19 protein-coding genes are annotated in these 21,615 nt (G+C 67.7%); 12 read left to right on the forward strand and 7 right to left on the reverse strand.

From position 1 onward, the window contains the following. Positions 1–2: 2 nt before the first annotated feature. Both CEX87_RS02755 and CEX87_RS02760 read right to left on the reverse strand, forming a co-directional pair. A complete protein-coding gene (locus CEX87_RS02755) occupies positions 3–2,354 on the reverse strand; it encodes a glycoside hydrolase family 65 protein (protein WP_064425260.1) in 2,352 nt (783 codons plus the stop codon). Positions 2,355–2,356: 2 nt separating this feature from the next. After that, entirely contained in the window at positions 2,357–3,109 is a 753-nt protein-coding gene (locus CEX87_RS02760) for a beta-phosphoglucomutase family hydrolase (RefSeq protein WP_233151258.1), read from the reverse strand. Positions 3,110–3,258: 149 nt separating this feature from the next. On the opposite strand from CEX87_RS02760, the gene CEX87_RS02765 reads away from it, so the two are divergent. The 6 genes from CEX87_RS02765 to CEX87_RS02790 all read left to right on the forward strand — a co-directional run bounded on the left by CEX87_RS02765 (position 3,259) and on the right by CEX87_RS02790 (position 8,270). Further along, on the forward strand, positions 3,259–3,585 hold the full coding sequence (locus CEX87_RS02765) for a CD225/dispanin family protein (protein WP_064394276.1): 327 nt from the start codon (positions 3,259–3,261) through the stop codon (positions 3,583–3,585). After that, entirely contained in the window at positions 3,585–3,992 is a 408-nt protein-coding gene (locus CEX87_RS02770; RefSeq protein ID WP_064394325.1) for a DUF2752 domain-containing protein, read from the forward strand. The genes CEX87_RS02765 and CEX87_RS02770 overlap by 1 nt, the downstream gene beginning before the upstream one ends. A 28-nt stretch (positions 3,993–4,020) precedes the next feature. Then, positions 4,021–5,580 carry a glutamine-hydrolyzing GMP synthase gene (gene guaA / locus CEX87_RS02775; protein ID WP_064394275.1) on the forward strand — a complete coding sequence of 520 codons (1,560 nt, stop codon included), beginning with the start codon at positions 4,021–4,023 and terminating at the stop codon, positions 5,578–5,580. A gap of 129 nt (positions 5,581–5,709) precedes the next feature. After that, the gene (locus CEX87_RS02780) at positions 5,710–6,393 is read left to right on the forward strand and encodes a hypothetical protein (protein WP_198957141.1); all 684 of its coding nucleotides are present in this window, start codon (positions 5,710–5,712) and stop codon (positions 6,391–6,393) included. A 54-nt stretch (positions 6,394–6,447) separates the two neighbouring features. Next, complete coding sequence (locus CEX87_RS02785; protein WP_174522723.1) at positions 6,448–8,013, forward strand: DNA polymerase Y family protein; 1,566 nt, start codon at positions 6,448–6,450, stop codon at positions 8,011–8,013. Between the two features lie 29 nt (positions 8,014–8,042). After that, on the forward strand, positions 8,043–8,270 hold the full coding sequence (locus CEX87_RS02790; RefSeq protein WP_094286193.1) for a DUF6480 family protein: 228 nt from the start codon (positions 8,043–8,045) through the stop codon (positions 8,268–8,270). On the opposite strand, the gene CEX87_RS02795 is transcribed toward CEX87_RS02790, so the two are convergent. Beyond that, positions 8,267–9,307 carry a nucleoside hydrolase gene (locus CEX87_RS02795; RefSeq protein ID WP_094285892.1) on the reverse strand — a complete coding sequence of 347 codons (1,041 nt, stop codon included), beginning with the start codon at positions 9,305–9,307 and terminating at the stop codon, positions 8,267–8,269. The two genes, CEX87_RS02790 and CEX87_RS02795, sit on opposite strands and share 4 nt — an antisense overlap. A 24-nt stretch (positions 9,308–9,331) precedes the next feature. After that, complete coding sequence (locus CEX87_RS02800) at positions 9,332–11,326, reverse strand: SDR family oxidoreductase (protein WP_094285893.1); 1,995 nt, start codon at positions 11,324–11,326, stop codon at positions 9,332–9,334. A gap of 55 nt (positions 11,327–11,381) precedes the next feature. Between CEX87_RS02800 and CEX87_RS02805 the strand changes: the two genes are divergently transcribed. Further along, on the forward strand, positions 11,382–12,251 hold the full coding sequence (locus CEX87_RS02805) for a MaoC family dehydratase (RefSeq protein WP_066849259.1): 870 nt from the start codon (positions 11,382–11,384) through the stop codon (positions 12,249–12,251). A 57-nt stretch (positions 12,252–12,308) separates the two neighbouring features. Then, positions 12,309–13,193, forward strand: coding sequence for a universal stress protein (locus tag CEX87_RS02810; protein WP_064394270.1), 885 nt, complete (start codon positions 12,309–12,311; stop codon positions 13,191–13,193). Here CEX87_RS02810 and CEX87_RS02815 read toward each other — a convergent pair. Continuing rightward, positions 13,190–14,674 carry an HNH endonuclease signature motif containing protein gene (locus CEX87_RS02815; protein WP_094285895.1) on the reverse strand — a complete coding sequence of 495 codons (1,485 nt, stop codon included), beginning with the start codon at positions 14,672–14,674 and terminating at the stop codon, positions 13,190–13,192. The genes CEX87_RS02810 and CEX87_RS02815 overlap by 4 nt on opposite strands. A gap of 193 nt (positions 14,675–14,867) precedes the next feature. Between CEX87_RS02815 and CEX87_RS02820 the strand changes: the two genes are divergently transcribed. Both CEX87_RS02820 and CEX87_RS02825 read left to right on the forward strand, forming a co-directional pair. Continuing rightward, on the forward strand, positions 14,868–18,164 hold the full coding sequence (locus CEX87_RS02820; RefSeq protein WP_094285897.1) for an error-prone DNA polymerase: 3,297 nt from the start codon (positions 14,868–14,870) through the stop codon (positions 18,162–18,164). A 17-nt stretch (positions 18,165–18,181) separates the two neighbouring features. Beyond that, entirely contained in the window at positions 18,182–19,324 is a 1,143-nt protein-coding gene (locus CEX87_RS02825) for an MFS transporter (protein WP_064394266.1), read from the forward strand. Here the strand turns inward: CEX87_RS02825 and CEX87_RS02830 are convergent. After that, positions 19,321–19,737, reverse strand: coding sequence for a TIGR03667 family PPOX class F420-dependent oxidoreductase (locus CEX87_RS02830; protein WP_064394265.1), 417 nt, complete (start codon positions 19,735–19,737; stop codon positions 19,321–19,323). The genes CEX87_RS02825 and CEX87_RS02830 overlap by 4 nt on opposite strands. 22 nt (positions 19,738–19,759) lie before the next feature. Here CEX87_RS02830 and CEX87_RS02835 point away from each other — a divergent pair, with 22 nt between their 5' ends. After that, positions 19,760–20,398 carry a nitroreductase family protein gene (locus CEX87_RS02835; RefSeq protein ID WP_094285899.1) on the forward strand — a complete coding sequence of 213 codons (639 nt, stop codon included), beginning with the start codon at positions 19,760–19,762 and terminating at the stop codon, positions 20,396–20,398. A 35-nt stretch (positions 20,399–20,433) separates the two neighbouring features. On the opposite strand, the gene CEX87_RS02840 is transcribed toward CEX87_RS02835, so the two are convergent. Beyond that, complete coding sequence (locus tag CEX87_RS02840) at positions 20,434–20,898, reverse strand: tRNA (cytidine(34)-2'-O)-methyltransferase (RefSeq protein WP_064419439.1); 465 nt, start codon at positions 20,896–20,898, stop codon at positions 20,434–20,436. Between the two features lie 50 nt (positions 20,899–20,948). Between CEX87_RS02840 and CEX87_RS02845 the strand changes: the two genes are divergently transcribed. Beyond that, positions 20,949–21,554 carry a class I SAM-dependent methyltransferase gene (locus CEX87_RS02845; RefSeq protein WP_064394262.1) on the forward strand — a complete coding sequence of 202 codons (606 nt, stop codon included), beginning with the start codon at positions 20,949–20,951 and terminating at the stop codon, positions 21,552–21,554. The last annotated feature ends 61 nt before the right edge of the window (positions 21,555–21,615 follow it).

Below are 21,615 nucleotides of genomic sequence, written 5' to 3' on the forward strand. Positions count from 1 at the left end.
GCCTACGTCGGGCGCCGGCGCACCGGCTCGCGCCCCGGTGGTTGCTGAGGTGTCGGCAGCAGCGGCCGGCAATGGCGAACCGGAACGGTTGTGGGCTGCCGGGAATCCAGATGCAGGTCTTCGCCGCCGTGGCGGATCAGCAGTTCGCCCTCCGGGCCGTCACGCAGCGTATAGGTGACCTCGTCGTGATCGGCATCGATAGTGAGGCGAAAGTTCCTCCACCGCAATCGAAATCGAAGGCGAGAGATCCCGTCGGGCAGTCGGGGGTTGAGCTCGAGTACCCCTTCATCGTCACGGAGCCCGCCGAATCCGGCGACCATTGCGGCCCATGCACCGCCGAGCGACGCCATGTGCAGGCCGTCGCGGGTGTTGTGGTGGAGATCGCGCAGATCGATCATCGCCGCCTCGTAGGCGTAGTCATGGGCGAGTTCGAGATGACCGACGTCGGCGCACATCACCGCCTGTGTACACGCCGACAGCGACGAATCCCGTGTGGTTCGTCGTTCGTAATAGTCGACGTTGCGGGCCTTTTGTTCGGCGGTGAACGCATGGCCCTGCCAGTGCATCGCCAACACCAGGTCCGCTTGTTTGATCACCTGCGCCGGGTAGAGCCGAACATACGGCTCGTTCATCAGCAGTGGATAGATCGTGTTGGCGTGAAAGTCCCACTCGCGCAGCGTCGTGAAACCGTCACACTGCTGATGCACGCCCAGCTCCTCGTCGAACGGGATGTGGACCGAGTCGGCTGCGTGGCGCCACACCGCCATCTCTTCGGTGGTGACCCCGGCTGTCTGGGCGGCGTCGACATTGCGCGCACACGCCTCTGCGGCCGCCCGAAGGTTCGCCGCCGCCATCAAGTTGGTGAACACGTTGTCGCGCACGATGGCCGTGTACTCGTCGGGTCCCGTCACCCCGTCGACGTGCCACACCCCGTGACGGTCGTGGTGACCTAGCGACGCCCACAGCCGCGCGGTCTCGATGAGCACCGTCAGCCCGCATTCCTCTTCGAGCGAATGGTCCCCTGTGACAATGCGGTAGCGCTCGAACGCCATTGCGATGGCGGCGTTGACGTGGAAGGCCGCGGTGCCCGCCGGCCAGTAAGCCGAGCACTCCTCACCGCGGATGGTGCGCCACGGGTAGGCGGCGCCGTCGAGATCCAGCAGCGTCGCTCGCTCCTTGGCCAGCGGGAGAATCGAAGCGCGCCAACGCAATGCGTCCGCAGCCGCCGAGGGTTGGGTGTAGGTCAGCAGCGGCAGGACGAAACCCTCGGTGTCCCAGAAGGCGTGGCCGTCATAACCTGTTCCGGTGAGCCCCTTGCCGGGGATCGCGCGGCGCTCGGCGCGCGCGCTGGCCTGCAGGACGTGGAAGAGGGCGAACCGTACCGCCTGCTGACAGTCGGGGTCGCCCTCCACCTCGACGTCCGCACCGTCCCAGAAATCGTCGAGGTAGGCCCGCTGGGCATCGAGCAAACCCTGCCAGCCGGTGTAGCGCGCGCTGCTGAGCGCCGCCGCCGCCTGGTCGCGCAGTGCCGGGCGCGACCGCAGGCTGGACCAGCCGTAGGCGAGGTACTTGACGATGCGCAGACGCTGGCCGGGACGCAGCCCGCAGATGACCGTCGTGTTGGCCCAGTCCTTGCCGGCACCCGTGTCCACCTCGACACGACCAGGAACCTCGATGTCGTGGTCGATGGCCGCGGCCATCATCAGGTTGCTTCCACGGGTGCGGTGCAGCAGGATCGCGCCGTGTTCGGAGTGCTCGTGCTGCACCGGCTCCAACGGTCTTTCCAGGACGGCCGCTACCCGCGGGTCCTTCGTCGACGGCGGCAACTCCTCGTTGGCCACCAGTTCCGATTGCGCCGTGACACGGACGAATTCGTCCTGCGCCTCGACGATGTACTCGATGGCCGCGACGCTGCGTTGGGTCAGTGAAACGATCCGCGTGGAAGTGATTTTGATCCGCTTACCTGCCGGTGAACACCAGCAGGCGGTGCGTCTGAGGGTGCCCGTCCGAAAATTTAGAACTCGTTCGTGGTCGAGCAGTTCGCCGTAACGCACGTCGAACGGTTCGTCGTCGACCAACAGGCGCATCAACTTGCCGTTGGTGACGTTGACGACCGTCTGCCCGTCCTCGGGCCAGCCGTATCCTGCCTCGGCGTACGGAAGGGGGCGAACCTCGTAGAACGAATTGAGATAGGTGCCGGGCAAAGCGTGTGGTTCGCCTTCGTCGAGATTTCCACGCATGCCGATGTGGCCGTTGGACAGCGCGAACAACGACTCCGACTGTGCGAGCATGTCGAGGTCGAGCGATTGCTCGCGGATCTGCCACGGTTCGACGGGGTAGACGTCGTCGTGCAGGCTCACGTGAGCAGCTCCGCCAGGTCGGTGACCACGATGTCGGCCCCGTTGTGCCGCAACGCTTCTGCGTGGCCTACCCGATCGACGCCGATAACCAGGCCGAATCCTCCGGCCCGTCCTGCCGCCACCCCGGAGATCGCGTCTTCGTACACAGCACCCTGTTCGGGTGTCACGGCGAGAAGCTCGGCTGCGCGCAGGAACGAATCGGGCGCGGGTTTTCCTGCGATGTTCTCTTCGCGCAACACGACACCGTCCACCCGGTGTTGGACGAATTCGGCCAGCCCAGTCATGTCGAGCACCTCGCGGGTATTGGCGCTGGACGACACCACCGCGATGCCCAGCCCCGCATTCGCGGTCGCTTCGAGATAGCGGCGCGAACCCTCGAACACCTCGACCCCGTCGGTCCGCAGAATCTGTTGGAACATCTGGTTTTTGGCGTTGCCCAGTGCGTGGACGGTTTCGTTCTGAGGCGGGTCGTCGTGATCGCCCTCGGGTATCTCGATGCTCCGACTCGCCAGAAACGACCGCACGCCGTCCTCACGTTTCTTGCCGTCGACATAGGTGAGGTAGTCACTTTGCACGTCGAACGGTGTGAACGCCTCGCCGGTGAGCTCCGCTCGTCGACGGAGGAAGTCGTCGAACATCGCCTTCCATGCTTTCTTGTGCACGCTCGCGGTGTCGGTCAACACGCCATCGAGGTCGAACAATGCGGCGCGGATCCCAGCGGGCAGACCTAGTCTTTCGGTTTCAGGCACAAACCACCCATTCCCGTTATCGCGCGCAGACATACCTGCGTGTCGATGAACATACTGCAGCTTTGAAATTGACGCACTCAGCAAACAATTGCCTTATATTGAGCGAGCTTGTCCGTCCGACAGGGTGCTACTCGAGAAAAGGGACCCCCATGACCTATCCGCCTCAGCCTCCTCCACCACCACCGCCGCAGGGTTATGGGCCGCCTCCCGGGGGTGGTTACCCAGCGCAGCAGCCCGACAGCAACCTCGTATGGGGAATCCTGGTTACGGTGTTGTGCTGCTTGCCGTTTGGTATCGTGTCGATCATCAACGCCGCCAAGGTGTCCGGCCTGTGGAGCCAGGGTCAGTACGCGCAGGCGCAGAAGGCATCCGACGATGCCAAGAAGTGGGCGATCTGGGGTGCGATCGCGGGTGTCATCGTCATCGTCATCTATCTCGTCATCGGCCTGGCGGGCGGCGGACTGGCTTACATGTGATCCACGTGCACTCGCTCACCGCGCCGCTGGCGGTCGCCACCGCCGCGGTGGGCGGGTGCGCGGTGATCTGGTTGGCGGATCCGACCGTGTCCGGCGGGATACTGCCGGTCTGCCCGACCAAGGCGCTGCTCGGCATCGACTGCCCCGGGTGCGGGAGCCTGCGGATGATCTATTCGCTGCTGCACCTGGACGTCGCCGCGGCGGTCCGCTTCAACGCACTCGGCGTGCTCGCGTTGGTGTTCCTGCTGTGGGCATACGGGACCTGGGTCTACGGGTCTCTGGCGGGCAGGCGGGTGCGCAGTTGGCAGCACCTGCGGTGGTCGGCTCCGGTGGCGGTGGTGCTGACCGCGGCGTGGTTCGTCATGCGCAACTTGCCGTTTGAACCGTTCACCGCGCTGCACGTCTGACGTCCTCGCGGCCAACTAGACTGACCGGGTGACATCAGGATCTCCCCGACCCGTACTGGTTGTCGATTTCGGGGCGCAGTATGCGCAGCTGATCGCCCGACGGGTCCGCGAGGCGCGGGTGTATTCCGAGGTGATCCCGCACACCGCCAGCGTTGAGGAGATCAAGGCGCGCGACCCTCAGGCCATCGTGCTCTCCGGAGGGCCTGCGAGTGTCTACGAGGACGGCGCCCCGCAACTGAACGCGGAGCTGTTCGACCTCGACGTTCCGGTGTTCGGAATCTGCTACGGGTTTCAGGCGATGGCGCAGGTGCTCGGTGGTACCGTCGCGCGGACGGGAACCCGTGAATACGGCCGCACGGAGCTGAAAGTCACTGGGGGAGAGCTTCATTCGGACCTGCCAACTACCCAGCCGGTATGGATGAGTCATGGCGACGCGGTCACCGAGGCACCCGACGGCTTCGAGGTGGTGGCCGCCAGCAGCGGTGCGCCGGTCGCGGCGTTCGAGCATCGCGGCCGCCGGTTGGCGGGTGTGCAGTACCACCCGGAGGTGATGCACACCCCGCACGGCCAGCAGGTGCTGAGCCGCTTCCTGCACGAGTTCGCGGGGATCGACTCGACATGGACGCCTGCCAACATCGCCGACGCGCTCGTCGAGCAGGTCCGCGAGCAGATCGGTGAGGGGCGGGCGATCTGCGGGCTGTCAGGTGGCGTGGACTCGGCGGTCGCCGCGGCGCTTGTGCAACGCGCCATCGGGGACCGGTTGACCTGTGTGTTCGTCGACCACGGTTTGCTGCGGGCGGGGGAGCGGGCCCAGGTGCAGCGCGACTTCGTCGCCGCCACGCACGCCAACCTGGTCACCGTCGACGTCGCCGACCGGTTTCTCGAGGCGTTGTCCGGTGTGACGAATCCCGAAGGCAAACGCAAGATCATCGGACGGGAGTTCATCCGGGCGTTCGAAGGGGCGGTGCGAGGGCTTGTCGAGGGCGGCGGTCCGGACGTCGAATTCCTGGTGCAGGGCACGCTGTATCCCGACGTCGTCGAGTCCGGCGGAGGGTCGGGCACCGCCAACATCAAAAGCCACCACAACGTCGGAGGCCTGCCCGACGACCTGAAGTTCAAGCTCGTCGAACCGCTGCGGTTGCTGTTCAAAGACGAGGTCCGGGCGGTGGGCCGCGAGCTCGGCCTGCCCGAGGAAATCGTTGCGCGGCAGCCCTTTCCGGGGCCGGGGCTGGGTATCCGGATCGTCGGCGAGGTCACTGCCGCGCGGCTGGAGACGCTGCGTCGCGCCGATGCGATCGCGCGCGAGGAACTGACCTCCGCCGGGCTCGACAACCAGATCTGGCAGTGCCCCGTCGTCCTGCTCGCCGATATCCGTTCGGTGGGTGTGCAGGGTGACGGCCGAACCTACGGGCATCCGATCGTGCTGCGCCCGGTCTCCAGCGAGGACGCGATGACCGCCGACTGGACGCGCGTGCCGTACGAAGTCCTCGAACGCATCTCGACCCGCATCACCAACGAGGTGGCGGAGGTCAACCGGGTGGTGCTGGACGTGACGAGCAAGCCGCCCGGCACCATCGAATGGGAGTAGTTCTCCCCTCTGTTTTGCATCCTCTGATCGACTGAACCCGCTTGACGCTGTCGGTGGGTGGGTGTTTACTCAGGGTATCGAACAAACATTCGAAACATCAGTGAGGCAGACGATGCGGGAGGTGCTGTTGTGACAGCCGCCGTGAGCCTGAATCAGCGTCAGCTTACCCGCGCTGAACAGGTGCAACACCTGCGTCGCAAGATTGCGGCGGTATCCAGCAAGGTGGGCGGCAGCCGTCGTGGAGCGGCGTCGACGAGCGAGCCGCTTCCGGACTCGGAAACTTTGCTGCCGATGCCCGAATCGCTGGACGGGCTGCTTCCGGCGCCGTTGCCGCGCGGAACGGTGGCCGTGGTCTCGGGGGCCAGGTCGCTGCCGCTGAGCATGGTCGCGGCGGTGACGGCGAAGGGCGGGCACGCCGCGATCGTCGGCCAACCCGACGTCGGTCTGCTGGCGGCCGTGGAGATGGGCGCCGACCTGAGCCGAATCGCGGTCATCCCCGAACCAGGCGCCGATCCGGTAGAGGTCGCGGCCGTGCTGATGGACGGTATGGATCTGGTGGTGCTCGGCCTGGGCGGGCGGTCGGTGCCGGCCACCCGCGCGCGGGCGGTGGTGGCCCGGGCCCGCCAGAAGGGCTGCACGCTGCTGGTCACCGGTGGCGACTGGCAGGGTGCGTCGGCCCGGTTGGAGGCCTCGGTGTGCGGCTATGAGATCACCGGGCAGGGACGACCGGGCTTCGGCCGCATCAGCCGGGTCCGGCTGGCCACCCGGGCATGGGGGCGGTCGTTCGGTTCCGTCCGCGCGGTGGGCGGATGAGTGGCCCGCTCTTCCCGCGACTCGTCACGGTCGCGCGTTCTGGCCATCTGGTGTATGGACTGGCCGGCCGTCGCCGCGGCGGCCGCAGCCGACCTGCCGCCGACCGCCTCGATCGCGGTGACGCTGGCCAACCGGGTCATCGCCTGTTCGGCCTCGGCCCGATCGGCGGGAGTGCGACGCGGGCTGCGCCGCCGGGAAGCCCAAGCCCGGTGCCCGGAACTGCATGTGGTCACCGCCGATCCGGCGCGCGATGCCCGCCACTTCGAAAACGTCACGATCGCGGTGGACGACTTGGTGCCGCGTGCCGAGGTGTTGCGGCCGGGCCTGCTGGTGCTGCCGGTCCGGGGCGCGGCCCGCTACTTCGGGTCCGAACAGGTCGCCGCCGAGCGGCTGGTCGACGCGGTGGCCGCCGCCGGCGCCGAGTGTCAGGTGGGGGTCGCCGACCAGTTGCCCACTGCGGTCTTCGCCGCGCGGGCGGGGCGGATCGTCGAGCCCGGACAGGATGCGCTGTTCCTGTCGGCGCTGTCGATCCGCCAGTTGGCCACCGAGCCCAGCCTGGCCGCCCCCGGCCGGGAAGACCTGGCGGACCTGCTGTGGCGCATGGGAATTCGCAACATCGGACAGTTCGCCGCGCTGTCCCGCAGCGATGTGGCCTCGCGGTTCGGGGCCGACGCGGTGGCCGCACACCAGTTCGCCTGCGGCGAGCCCACCCGTGGTCCGTCCGGCCGGGACCCCGATCCCGACCTCGACGCCGTCATGGACTGCGATCCGCCGATCGACCGGGTGGATGCCGCCGCTTTCGCCGGACGGTCGCTGGCCGCCGACCTGCACCGCACCCTGGCCGCGTCCGGTGTGGGGTGCACCCGGCTGGCCATCCACGCCCGCACCGCCAATGGTGAAGAGCTGGAACGAGTTTGGCGTTGCGCCGAACCGCTGACCGAGGACGCCACCGCCGACCGGGTGCGCTGGCAGCTCGACGGCTGGCTGAACAGGCGCAACCCCAACGACCGGCCCACCGCGCCCATCACAGTGATCCGGTTGCGCCCGGTGGAGGTGGTGTCGGCCGAGGCGTTGCAGCTGCCGCTGTGGGGCGGGGTGGGTGAAGAGGATCGACTGCGTGCCCGACGCGCGCTGGTGCGCGTGCAGGGTCTGCTCGGCCCGGAGGCGGTGCAGGTCCCGGTGCTCAGCGGTGGTCGGGGCCCGGCCGAACGCATCACGTTCACCCCGCTGGGGGATGAGCAGGTGCCGCGGGCCGATCCGTGTCAGCCTTGGCCGGGCCAGCTGCCCGAACCGTCGCCGACCGTGCTGCTCGACGATCCGGTCGAGTTGTTCGACGCCGACGGCCGTCCGGTGCGGGTGACCGCTCGTGGCCTGTTCTCCACCGATCCCGCGCGGTTGGACGCGCCGGGCAAGGCCGTCAAGGCGGGCAGATTGACCTGGTGGGCAGGACCGTGGCCGGTCGACGAACGGTGGTGGGATCCGGAAGGCCGCAAAGCCGGCCGCACCGCCCGCGCACAGGTGTTGCTCGACGACGGGTGCTCGCGCGAAGCCCGACCGGGGCAGGCCTTGCTGCTGTGCTACCGACAGCGACGGTGGTACGTCGAGGGGATTTATGAATGACGACCGCGCGATGGGGTACCCGTGCGTCGATGACCGCCATACCGCCCGACCCAGAACAGTCCAACACGCCGGACCTCGAACCCGGTGGTGGAGTGCCGCCGGGGTCGACGCCGCCCGACTCCGACCAGGTCTCCGGTGTGGGCGCCGTCGAGTCCCGGCCGCGGCACCGGTGGACACCGACAGCCGTCGTCAGCGTCATCGCGCTCGCGATCTTTCTGCTGTTGTTCCTGGCGGTCGTGGTCTCGGTGATCCTCTAACCGTTCAGCGCTCGCGCGAACGCGCCGACGCGGGCGATGAACCGGTCGAAGAACGCTCCCGGGTCGACGTCAACACCGATGAGCGCGTTGGCTTCCCGACCCCACCGGTTGCTCCAGTCGGCGATGGTCATGCCGCGGGTCAGTGTGCCCGTCAACTCGACGTCGACGGTGGTCGGCCGGTAGGTGACGAGGTCGGGGTCCAACGCCACCGCCGCGGCCAGCGGGTCGTGCAGATGCGCCAGATAACCCTCGCCCTGGTCGAAATGGAACTCGAAGTAGAACCGCATCGCGTCCTCCAGCACCGCGATCAGCGGGTTGTCCGACGCCGACCGGGTGCCGCGGTCGTCGGACACGCTCATCGCCACCGATTCCGCTCCGGCCTCCTCCGCGAGCCGGTTCAACAGGGCGGGTGTCATCGCGATGTGTTCGGTCAGGTTCAGCCCCAACACGATTGGGAGGTGCGAGGGTTTCTCGGCTCCCCACGCGGCCGACCACCCGGTGAACACCTCGGCGGCTGCTTCCGGGTCCACGCTGACGTTCCATTCGGCGACCGGGGTCGTGTTACCGCGGTAGTCGAACGCGCCGCCCATGATGACCAGCCGGCGCAGCAGCGTGGGAAGGGCGGGTTCGGCGCGAAGCGCCAGCGCGAGATTGGTCAGCGGACCCATGGCGATCGCGATCAGATCGCCGGGATGGGCGTGAGCGGCACGCACCCACGCCTCGGCGGCGTCGTACTCGGTGAGCCTGCGCTCGGAGGCGGGTAACTGCGCGTACCCCATCCCCTTAGGGCCGTGGGTGTCCTCGGCGGTGCGCAGCGGCGAGCTGACAGGCTGCTCGGACCCTTTCGACACGGGGATGTCCGGCATCCGGCACATGTCCAACAGACCGAGGTTGTTGAGACAAACCTGTTGTACCGGAACATTTCCCGCTGTCGATGCGATACCGACCACCTCGGCGTCGTCACTGGCGAACAGGTATGCCAACGCCATCGCGTCGTCAACGCCGGTGTCGACGTCGACGAATACGGGCTGGCTCACTCCGCCAACGATAGGGATCCGCGGTTACCAGTGCACACCCGGTACCAGGCGCACCGCGGACTTCACCGGCCGCAAAACTCGCACGGGGCGGGCGGGCCGCTTGGGACGTCGCGCGGTGAGCGAGGCCGACGGGGCTATCGGCACGCCCCGGGCCGCAGCCGAGTCCGGATACCCGAGATAGAGCTGGTGCAGGATCCGCCGCGACAGCTTCGGCGTGAGGTAGTTGCCGAAGTCGGCGAGCGTGCCCAGCGGGGTGTCGATCCGGGCCGGCTTGTCGATCAGCGCACGCACCACCATCGCCGCGGCGTGCTCGGCGCTGATCGCTGGAACAGGATTGAGCCGGCGCGACGGGACGATCATCGGAGTGCGCACCAACGGCATGTGGATGGTGGTGAACGTGATGTGATCGGAAAGGGTCTCGGTCGCGACCACGTCAGCGAACGCGTCGAGGGCAGCCTTCGTGGGGAGGTAGGAGCTGTACTTCGGGTTGCGTGCCTGCACTCCGGCACTGGACACGTTGACCACGTGGCCGAATCGCCTTTCGCGCCAATGCGGGAGCAGCGCAAGGACCATCCGCACCGCGCCGAAGTAGTTGACGGCCATCACCCGCTCGTAGTCGTGCAGGCGGTCGGTGGAGGCGATCACCGAACGGCGGATCGATCGGCCCGCGTTGTTCACCAGATAGTCGACGTGGTCGAACCGGCCGAGGATGTCCTTGACGGTGCTCTCCACCGACGTCGAGTCGGTGACGTCACAGGTGAACGCGTGCGCTTGCCCGCCGGCGGCGCGGATCTCGGCCACCAGTTCGTCGAGCGCATCGGCGTTGCGCGCCAACGCGAATACTGTCGCGCCACGTTCGGCGATCGCCATGGCCGAAGCCCGGCCGATCCCGCTCGATGCGCCGGTGACGATCACGTGCCTGCCGACCAGCGGGCCGCGGGGATGGTCGCGGCGGGCCCGGTCGGGATCAAGATGTTCGGCCCAGTAGCGCCACAGGGCAGGCGCGTAATCGGCGAAATCGGGAACCGTGATTCCCGTGCCGCGCAACGCTTCCGAGGTGCGCTCGGCGGTGAACGTCGGCATCAGGTCAACGACGTCGAGGATCTCGGCGGGCAGGCCGAGTTGGGTGGCCACCATGTTGCGCACCACCTTCACGCGGCCGGTAGTCCTCAGCACGGGCGCCGCCGTGGAACGGGGCAGCGACATGCGCAGCGGTGGAAGCCCGGCGGTTTTGGCCACCGCGCGGTAGATGCCGCGCAGCCCAATCGATTTCGGTGCCGTTAGGTGGAACGTCTCACCGTCGCGGTCGGGCAGGTGCATGAGAGCGACGAGAGCGTCGACCACGTAGTCGACCGGCACGAGGTTGGTTCGGCCCGTGTCGGGCAGGGCGATCGGCGTGATCGACGGTAGCTTGGCCAGCTTCGCGAGCACCGGGAAGAAGTAGTACGGGCCGTCGACCTTGTCCATCTCGCCGGTGTTCGAATCGCCCACGACGACGGCAGGCCGGTACACGCGGTACCGCAAGCCGGGGGTCGTGCGGACAATCTGTTCGGCCTCGAACTTGGTGCGGTGATACGGGGTGGGCAGGTTCTGGCCGACGTCGAAGTCGTCCTCGGTGAACTCGCCGCGGAAGGTGCCCGCGACCGCGATAGACGACACATGGTGCAGCGTCGCGTCGAGCCGCAAGGTCAGGTCGACCGCCGCGCGGGTGCCGTCGACGTTGGCCGCGCGCTGATCGGCGTCGGAGGCGGTGATGTCGTAGACCGCGCCGCAGTGCACGATGTGATCGACGGCGCCGATGTCGGTGAGGTCGTTGGGTGTGAGTCCAAGATGCGGTTCGCCGAGGTCGCCGATCAGGGGTTTCACGCGTTCACCCCAGGTCGTGACCAATCGCTCGAACCGCGACAGCGAAGTGCGTCTGACGAGCACCAGCACCTCCGCGTCGCTGCTGTGGGCCAACAATCGCGTCACGACCCGTCGGCCGATAAACCCGGTACCGCCGGTAACGACATAGCGCATGCGAGCAATCGTGGACCCCCGCGGGCGAGACGTCAATGCGGATATCGTTCGAGGTATGCCTCTCGACCCCAACGCCATCGGCGCCAAGACCGACCCGCATCTGTTCGAATGGACCGACCGCGACACGCTGCTGTACGCGCTGGGCGTCGGCGCGGGCACCGCCGATCTGGCGTTCACCACCGAGAACAGTCACGGCATCGAGCAACAGGTGCTGCCGACCTATGCGGTGATCGCCTGCCTGCCGTTCGCGGCGGTCGGCCTGGTCGGCTCGTTCAACTTCGCGATGCTGCTGCACGGGTCGCAGGGGATCCGGCTGCACGAACCGCTGAAACCGGCGGGCAAGCTCAGCGTCGTAGCCGAGGTCGCCGACATCCAGGACAAGGGTGAGGGCAAGAACGGGATCGTCATGCTCAAGGCGACGGGTACCGACCCCGACACGTCGAACGTCGTCGCCGAGACCTTCACCACCGCCGTCATCCGCGGTGAGGGCGGCTTCGGTGGGCAACCGGGGCAGCGGCCCGCCGCTCCGGAGATACCCGACCGCGAGCCCGACGCGCGAATTGCCTTGCCCACGCGCGAAGATCAAGCGTTGATCTACCGGTTGTCGGGTGATCGCAACCCGCTGCACAGCGATCCGTGGTTTGCGCGGGAACTCGCCGGGTTCCCGAAGCCGATCCTGCACGGACTGTGCAGCTACGGCGTGGCGGGTCGGGCGCTGGTCGCTGAACTCGGTGGCGGCGACGCGACGAAGGTCAGCGCGATCGACGCCCGGTTCACCTCGCCGGTGTTCCCGGGGGAGACGTTGACCACCTCGATCTGGCGGACCGAGGCTGGTCGCGCGGTGTTCCGCACGGAGGCGGCCGAACCCGACGGGTCGAACTCGCGCCTCGTTCTCGAGGACGGTGCCGCCGAGTATCGCGACTGACGCGCATTTGGTGGATCCACGGGCGTCCGACGCTCCAGGTTGAAAGGATGATCGACCATGAGGCTCGTCGTTGGATACCTGGCCACTCCCGGCGGTGCGGATGCGCTGGCGCTCGGTGTGCGGTTCGCCCGAACCCTCGGCGCCGACCTCGATCTGTGCATGGTGCTGCCGCCGGACCGGGTGACGCCGTCGATCAAGCCGGTCGGCGACTTCGAGAAGCACCTCGTCGCGCAGGCCGAACAGTGGTTGGAGGAGGCTCGCGCAGCGGTGCCCGACGACATCGTCGTGCGCAGCCACGTCCGCGTCGACGACTCGCCCGCTGATGCGCTGATCCAGGAAGCGGCGCGCGTCGAGGCCGACATGATCGTCGCCGGCGGATCGGGTGGCCTCGTCGCCAGCTACTCCCTGGGATCGACGGTCAACGCGCTGTTGCACTCGGCTCCGCTGCCGGTGGCCGTGGCGCCTCGGGGTACGAGGCATTCGCCCGTCGACCGCACACGCGAAGTGACATGTGCGATTGGCGAGCGCGAAGGTGCAGATGTGTTGTTGGACATCGCTGTTCAATACAGTCGGGTGGCGGGCGCGCCGCTGCGTCTGGTGTCCCTGGTGGCCCTGGACCCCACGTTCGGGACGTTGCGCGGTGACGGTGACGCGGTACGGGAGCATGCTCTCGCTCATGCGCGCCACGTCCTTGAGTTGGCGAAATCCGAGCTACCGCAGGATTTCCCGGTCACCTCGATGATCGTAGAAGGCCGGACGATCGAGGAGGCGGTGGGCAAGCTGGACTGGCAAGACGGAGACCTGATCATGGTCGGGTCGAGCCGGCTCAGCGCGCCACGGCGGCTGTTCCTCGGATCGAAGGCGGCCAAGATGTTGCGGGTGCTCGACGTGCCCATGGTGGTGGTGCCGCGCGAACAACTCGGTCCAGACGATCTGCCCTAGAACGGCGGCGGCCTATTGCGCTCGTCGGCGTAGGGCTGGTTGCGTCGACGCTCCGCTTCGATGGCGTCGGCGCGGCTCTGCTCGCGGGTTCGGTTGCGGCGCGGCATCTTCAAGCAACGGGCCGCATCGTCGATAAGGTCGACGCTGGGGTCGACCACCGCGGGCGCGGTCGGCCGGCACAGCGACGGGAACAGCAGCTTGCTACCTGGATGCGTGGCGTACTTCTGCCCGCCCGGTGAGAGCCACTCGACAGTGCCGTCGGGATGTTGTCGATCGCGCCAACCGATGAACGTCTTGTAGAGATGGTGAATTCGGCACAGGCACTTGAGGTTCGACGCCTGCGTAGCACCCCGTGGATAGGGGATGGTGTGATCGATGTCGCAACGGATGGCCGGCTTGTCGCAGTTTGGGAAGCGGCACGTCAGGTCGCGGCAGCGGATGAACCAGGCCAGGGCCGCCGAGGGATTTCGTCGCCTTTCCGGAGGCGCATCCCCTGGGTGTTTCACGGGGCGACGCCGAGCGACGGCCAGCTTGGCGGCCACAATCGGGGCAGGCACCACGCCGCGGCCCATCACAAAACCTGGCGGTGTCGCGGCCGGGCCTCCCAGGCTGGGATCGTCGGGTTCGACCGCCTCGACTGGCTTGTCACCGTCCAATTCCGCTGGGGTTTCGTCATTTAACGTGTCTTCGCTCGCCACGACGTGCACCATCACGTTGTCGACGGTGAGACCCGCGGCAGGGCACTCGTCCGAACCACACGCACACGGCAGCGCTTGCGCGCCGTTGACGGCGGCGGCGAGGGCGTCGGCGCGGCGCTGCTCTTGGGTGCGGGGGTCGTTGTCACACACCGTCGCGGCCAAGGCTTCGAGGCGTTGGTCGATCGACTCACCGTCGTGGGCGAAAACCGTCGCCTCGATGTAGGCGACGCCCAAGCCGTTCTTACTGTTCCTGACGTCGACGTAGCGGGTGCGGGAGCTGTTCTCGGCACGGCGCACCGCAGCGGGGTCGAAGCGGTCGACCCAGTAGTCGATCGAGGTCTGCAACTTCATCGATGACAGCGTCGTCCACCCCTCGACGTGCGCAGCGATCGCGGCATCGACGTTGGCCAGCGCGTCGCGGTCTTGGATCAAGCGGGTGCGAGACACGATGGCGGTCACCTCGCGGTAGGAGATGGCGCCGGTCAGGAACACCGCGTTGACGCCGGGAAGACGGTCACGCAGGGTGATCGCGGTCTCCAGCAGGGATGCGGCTATTCCGAGCGACACACGCTGGGCGGGGGCGATCTCGGCGGCAACCGCGGCGTAATTGTCGAGGATCCATTGGTCGCGTTCGGCCGAGCCGTCGGCGGCGTACATCCGATCCAACACATCGGCCGCCGCCGAGAGCCGGCGCGCGCAGGCGGCGTTCTCGATGCGCGCCCACGCACCGGCCGCTCCGGCACCGCTAGTGCCGTCGGCCGCCTGAACCAGCTGTTCGAACATACTAGCGAATTTAGCCACCGGGACAGACGCGGGTCGGCCGCCAGTGCACTCCGTCGCCCAACCTGTGGATGAACCTGAGCTTGGGGATAACGTGCGCTTTCGTCGGGATTCAGGCGTACGCGCGCATTTCTGATGAGGCAACGGGGAATGGAGGACCCAAGTGGTTCGAACACAAGTTCGATACACTGCAACCATGGGCTGGCATACCGGGCCACCGAGCTGGGTGGAAATGGAGCGGGTGCTCAACGGCAAACCGCGCCGCGCCGGCGCTTGGCCCATCGACGAGCAGATCGGTGACGGGGGTGACAGCCCGGCCTGGTCCAGCAAGCGGGGCGAGTACCAGCCGCTCGACTTCGAGCGGCCCACGTCGACGGTTCCGTACGCCGAACTGCACGCGCATTCGGCTTACAGCTTCCTCGACGGTGCCAGCACGCCGGAGGAACTGGTCGAGGAGGCGGCCCGACTGGACCTGCGGGCGATCGCGCTGACCGACCATGACGGCCTCTACGGCGTGGTGCGCTTCGCCGAAGCCGCCAGGGAACTGGAGATGTCGACGGTATTCGGCGCCGAACTGTCCCTCGGCGGGGGCAGCCGGACCGAAGACCCCGATCCGCCCGGCCCGCACCTGCTGGTGCTCGCGCGCGGCCCCGAGGGCTACCGGCGGTTGTCACGCGAACTCGCCAAGGCGCACCTGGCCGGCGGTGAGAAGGGCAAGCTGCACTACGACTACGACGCGCTGACCGAGGCCGCAGGCGGACACTGGCACATCCTCACCGGCTGCCGTAAAGGGCATGTCCGACAGGCGCTTTCAAAAGGCGGTCCGCAGGCCGCCGCCACCGCGCTGGCTGACCTGGTCGACCGCTTCGGCCGCGACCGGGTCAGCGTCGAACTCGCCCATCACGGGCACCCCTGTGACGACGAATGCAACGCCGTCCTCGCCGAGCTGGCGCCCCGGTTCGGCCTGAGCGTGGTCGCCACCACCGCCGCGCATTTCGCCGAACCGTCGCGGGGCCGGCTTGCCATGGCGATGGGGGCGATCCGCGCCCGGCACTCGATGGACGAGGCCGCCGGTTACCTTGCCCCGCTGGGCGGTTCGCATCTGCGGTCGGGTGAGGAGATGGCCCGGCTGTTCGCCGACCGGCCTGAGGTGGTGACGGCCGCGGCCGACCTCGGTGAGCAGTGCGCGTTCGGTCTTGCGCTGATCGCGCCGCAGTTACCGCCGTTCGACGTCCCCGACGGCCACACCGAGGACAGCTGGCTGCGTCATCTGGTGATGGAGGGCGCGCACCGGAGATATGGCCCACCGCAGCGGGCGCCGCGCGCATACGCGCAGATCGACCATGAGCTGAAAGTCATTGAACAGCTGACCTTTCCCGGGTACTTCCTGGTGGTCCACGACATCACCCGGTTCTGCAGGGAGAACGGCATCCTGGCCCAGGGCAGGGGATCGGCGGCCAATTCCGCGGTCTGCTATGCCCTCGGCGTCACCAACGTGGACCCGGTCGCCAACGAATTGCTGTTCGAACGCTTCCTGTCCCCGGCGCGCGACGGCCCACCCGACATCGACATCGACATCGAATCGGACCTGCGGGAGAAGGCCATTCAGTACGTCTACGACCGCTACGGCCGCGACTACGCCGCCCAAGTGGCCAACGTCATCACCTACCGGGGTCGCAGCGCGGTACGCGACATGGCCCGCGCACTGGGCTTCTCGCAAGGTCAGCAGGACGCCTGGAGCAAGCAGCTCGGCCAGTGGGGCAACCTCGCCGAGGCGCCGCACACCGAAGACATTCCCGAGCAGGTCATCGACTTGGCCAAGCAGATCTCCAACCTGCCCCGCCACATGGGCATCCACTCCGGCGGCATGGTCATCTGCGATCGGCCCATCGCCGACGTGTGCCCGGTCGAATGGGCGCGGATGGAGAACCGCAGCGTCCTGCAGTGGGACAAAGACGATTGCGCGGCAATCGGTTTGGTGAAGTTCGACATGCTCGGCCTCGGCATGCTCTCGGCGCTGCACTATTGCATCGACCTGGTGCGCGAGCACAAAGGTATCGATGTCGACCTGGCGAAACTGGACCTGTCCGAGCCCGCCGTGTACGAGATGCTGCAGAAGGCGGACTCGGTCGGGGTGTTCCAGGTGGAGTCGCGCGCCCAGATGGCCACCCTGCCACGACTCAAGCCTCGCGTGTTCTACGACCTGGTCGTCGAGGTGGCGCTGATCCGGCCCGGCCCCATCCAGGGCGGGTCAGTGCATCCGTACATCAAGCGGCGCAACGGCGAAGAACCCGTCACTTACGACCACCCGTCGATGGAGCCGGCGTTGCACAAGACGCTGGGGGTGCCGCTGTTCCAGGAACAGCTCATGCAGCTGGCGGTGGACTGCGCGGGTTTCTCTGCCGCCGAGGCCGACCAGCTGCGCCGCGCGATGGGATCCAAGCGGTCGACCGAACGGATGCGCCGACTGCGGAGCAGGTTCTACGACGGGATGCGCCAGCGCCACGGCATCACCGGCGAGATCGCCGACCGCATCTACGAGAAACTGGAGGCCTTCGCGAACTTCGGCTTCCCCGAAAGTCATTCGCTCAGCTTCGCGTCGCTGGTGTTCTACTCCTCGTGGTTCAAACTGCATCACCCCGCCGCGTTCTGCGCCGCGCTGCTGCGCGCGCAGCCGATGGGCTTCTACTCACCGCAGACGCTGGTGGCCGACGCCCGCCGACACGGTGTCACCGTGCACGGACCCGACGTCAACGCCAGCCTGGCGTACCCGACCCTCGAGAACGTCGGCACCGAGGTGCGGATGGGTCTGGGGGCGGTCCGGCACATCGGCGACGAACTGGCCGAGCAGCTCGTCGAGGAACGAAAGACCAACGGCGCGTTCACATCCCTGTTGGATCTGACTCATCGAGTGCAGCTGTCCGTGCCGCAGACCGAGGCGCTGGCCACCGCCGGGGCCCTGGGCTGCTTCGACATCGCCCGACGCGAAGGGTTGTGGGCGGCGGGTGCGGCCGCCAGCCAACGACCCGACCGGCTGCCGGGTGTGGGCGCCTCGTCGCACATCCCCTCGCTGCCGGGTATGACCGAACTCGAGTTGGCCGCCTCCGACGTGTGGGCGACCGGTGTCTCACCGGACAGTTATCCGACGCAGTTCCTCCGAGAGGATCTCGATGACCTCGGTGTCATCCCGGCAGGAAGCCTGCTCGACGTGCCCGACGGCACCCGCGTGCTGGTGGCCGGGGCGGTGACGCACCGGCAGCGGCCGGCGACCGCGCAGGGGGCGACCTTCCTCAACCTCGAGGACGAGACCGGAATGGTCAACGTCATCTGCTCGCGCGGGGTGTGGGCGCGGCACCGCAAGCTGGCGCAGACGGCTCCGGCACTGCTGATCCGGGGTCAGGTGCAGAACGCGACCGGCGCCGTCACCGTCGTCGCCGAACGGATGGGCAAGCTCACCTTGGCGATCGGCTCCAAGTCTCGCGACTTCCGCTAGCCCGCTACGGTTGAGCGGTGCGGCGACCCGTCTACCTTCTCGTCGGTGCGGGCACCGCGCTGATCGCCTGCTGCTACGGCTTCGGGCGGTTCTCCTACGGACTGTTCGGCCCGGTGTTCGGCGAGACCTTCCACCTGAGCCCCACCATCGCCGGCGTGATCGGTGCGGGCAGCTACATCGGCTACTGCGCGGCGATCACCGCCAGCCTGCTGCTGACCGACCGCATCGGCCCGCGACGGGTCGCGGTCGCCGCCGGAGTCGTTGCCACGCTGGGGATCTCCATCATCGCGCTCGCGCCCTCGGCCTGGGTGCTCGCGGTCGGTGTGCTGGTCGCCGGCTGTAGCACCGGCATCGTCTCACCGCCGCTGGCCGCCGCGGTCGCCCAACACGTGCCGCCGAACACGGCAGAACGCGCCCAGACCGTCGTCAACGGCGGCACCGGAATCGGTGTGGTGCTGTCGGCGCCGATCGCGCTGCTGCTGCTGAGCCAGTGGCGCGCGGCGTGGGTGGTGTACGCGTTGGTCTCGGCGGCGGTGACCGTCTGGGTGTTCCTCGCCGTGCCGGCCAACTCGCAGCGCGCGGCGAAACGGGTCGATCCGCTCTGGCGCACAGGCACTTTCGGCTTGCTGCTGGCATCCTTGCTGACGGGCGTTGGCAGCGTCGCGGTGTGGACCTTCGGCCGCGACCTGATCGCCACGGTCGGCGGGGCGGACGCCACCCGCTCGTCGTTGCTGTGGATCGTCATCGGCGCGGCGGGCATCGCCGGGGCGCTCGCCGGTGATGTGGTGCGGCGGATCGGACTGCAGTGGGCCTGGGTGTGCGCGACCGTCGCGATGGCCTCGGCGACGGCGCTGTTGGCGGCCGCCCCGTGGAACCTCGGCGTCATGATCGCGGCCGCCACGCTGTTCGGCGGGGCCTACATCGCGTTGACGGGTTTGGCGCTGCTGTGGAGCGCCCGCCTGTATCCCGACAGCACCTCATCCGGGGTCGGCCTGTCGTTCTTCACGCTCGCGGCCGGTCAAGCCCTCGGCGCGCCCGTGGCCGGTGCGCTCATCGACCTGGCCGGTGGACGGGCCGCGTTCCTGGCGATCGCCGCGGTCGGCCTGTGTGCGCTTGCGGTGCGGCCCGTGAAAACGGCGCCGGTGCCCGCAGCGCGCTAACCCTCGGTGGGCGTGGTCCAGACCTTGTCGACGCTGATCCTCAGCCGCGTGTCGTAGGCGGCGAGAAACTCGTCGCTGAAACCGAGGCTGGCCGCCAACTCGGCGTATTTCGCGCGATACCGCTCGTCGTGCAGCGGATTCGCGCCCTCGGCATCGACGGTCGCGGGTCCGCCGACGACGATGATCCCGCTGCCGTTTCCATCGGAGTCCAGATTGAGGCTGACCCGTGGATGCGCCCGTATATGCCTGACTTTCGCGGCACTCGGTTCGGTGTAGACGAGCACGTAAGTCCCGTCGAAGTAGAACCACACCAATTTCGGGACGGGTTGTCCGGACTTGGCCACCGTGGTCAACCAGCCGTGCTTGTCCGACGAGAGCCGGTCGACGACTTCCTGGGTGAAATTGACTGCCATACCGCGAATGTAGTCTCGGAAAATGACCCTGAACCTGTCTGTCGACGAAGTCCTGACCACCACGCGTTCGGTGCGAAAGCGGCTCGATCTCGAGAAGTCGGTACCGCGGGAAGTGCTGCTCGAATGTCTGGAGCTCGCCATCCAGGCGCCGACGGGATCGAACGCCCAAGGGTGGCAGTGGATGTTCGTCGAAGATCCGGACAAGAAGACGGCCCTCGCCGACATCTATCGGCACAACGCGACGCCCTACCTCGACGCGCCCAAACCCACCTACGGCGACGCACGCGATCAGCAGCGCCCACGCGTCACCGAATCCGCCAAGTACCTCAACGATCACTTGCACGAAGTGCCGGTCATGCTGATCCCCTGCCTGGAGGGCAGCCCCGAGGTCGCCACTGCGGGAAGCGCCGGGTTCTGGGGTTCACTGCTGCCCGCGGTGTGGAGTTTCATGCTCGCCTTGCGTTCGCGCGGCCTCGGATCGGCGTGGACGACACTGCATCTGGTCGGTAAGGGGGAGAAGCTGGCCGCCGACGTGCTGGGTATCCCGTTCGACCAATACCGTCAGGGCGGGTTGTTCCCGATCGCTTACACCAAGGGCACCGCCTTCCGTCCGGCCAAGCGGCTGCCCGTCGAGCAGATCGTCCACTTCGACTCCTGGTGAGTCTCTTCGCGCAAGCGCTCATCGGAAGGTGATGCTCAGGTCGCGCCGCTGAACCCATGCTGGCGCCACGCCTCGTACACCGCGACCGCCGCCGCGTTCGACAGGTTCAGCGAGCGCCTGCCGGCCAGCATCGGGATCCGTACCTGCGCGGTGATGTGCGGGTCGGCCAGCGTCGCCTCGTCGAGGCCAGACGGTTCCGGCCCGAACATCAGCACGTCACCCGGCTGGTAGTCGATATCGGTGAACGACGTCGTCGCGTGCGCGGTGAACGCATAGACCCGCTCGGGCGCCATCGCGGACCATGCAGCGGCCAGATCGGGATGGACGGTGACCGACGCCAGGTCGTGGTAGTCCAGGCCGGCCCGCCGCAACTTCGGCTCGGACAGGTCGAATCCCATCGGTTCCACCAGGTGCAGTTCGCAGCCGGTGCCCGCCACCATCCGGATCGCGTTACCCGTATTGGGCGCGATGCGCGGTGAGTAGAACATCAATCTGAACAACTGGCACCTCTCGGTGGAGAGCGCTTAGGGGGCGAAGGGATAATGCTCGCATGGTCGCGAAGAGCCTCTGGATGCAGAAGGTGGCGGCCGACCCCGGCCATTCCCACTGGTATATCGAGCGATTCCGCGCCATGGCGCGAGCCGGTGACGACCTGGCGGGTGAGGCGCGCCTGATCGACGCGATGGCTCCCCGGGGCGCCCACATCCTCGATGCGGGGTGCGGACCGGGCCGCCTGGGCGGCTACCTCGCTGCCGCCGGTCACCGCGTCGTCGGCGTCGACGTCGACCCGGCGCTGATCGAGGCGGCCGAACAGGACCATCCGGGCCCACAGTGGCTCGTCGGCGACCTCGCCGAACTCGACCTGCCCGCGCGGGGCATCACCGAGAAGTTCGACGTCATCCTGTCGGCGGGCAATGTCATGACGTTCCTGGCGCCGAGCACCCGTGGCGAGGTGCTCACCCGGCTGCGCGCCCATCTGAAGGACGACGGGCGGGCGGTGATCGGCTTCGGCGCCGGTCGTGACTACGCGTTCGCCGACTTCTTCGACGACGCCTCGAACGCGGGTCTCGCGCCGGATGTGCTGTTGTCGACGTGGGATGTGCGGCCGTTCACCGACGACTCCGACTTCCTCGTCGCAGTCCTTCGCCCGGCGTAGGCGGCCGCTGCTGCCGGGGTCACATCACGATCGGGTCCCGGTATTTGCTCGGTATCCTCAC

The sequence above is a fragment of the Mycobacterium lehmannii genome (assembly GCF_002245535.1).
Taxonomy (GTDB): Bacteria; Actinomycetota; Actinomycetes; order Mycobacteriales; family Mycobacteriaceae; genus Mycobacterium; species Mycobacterium lehmannii.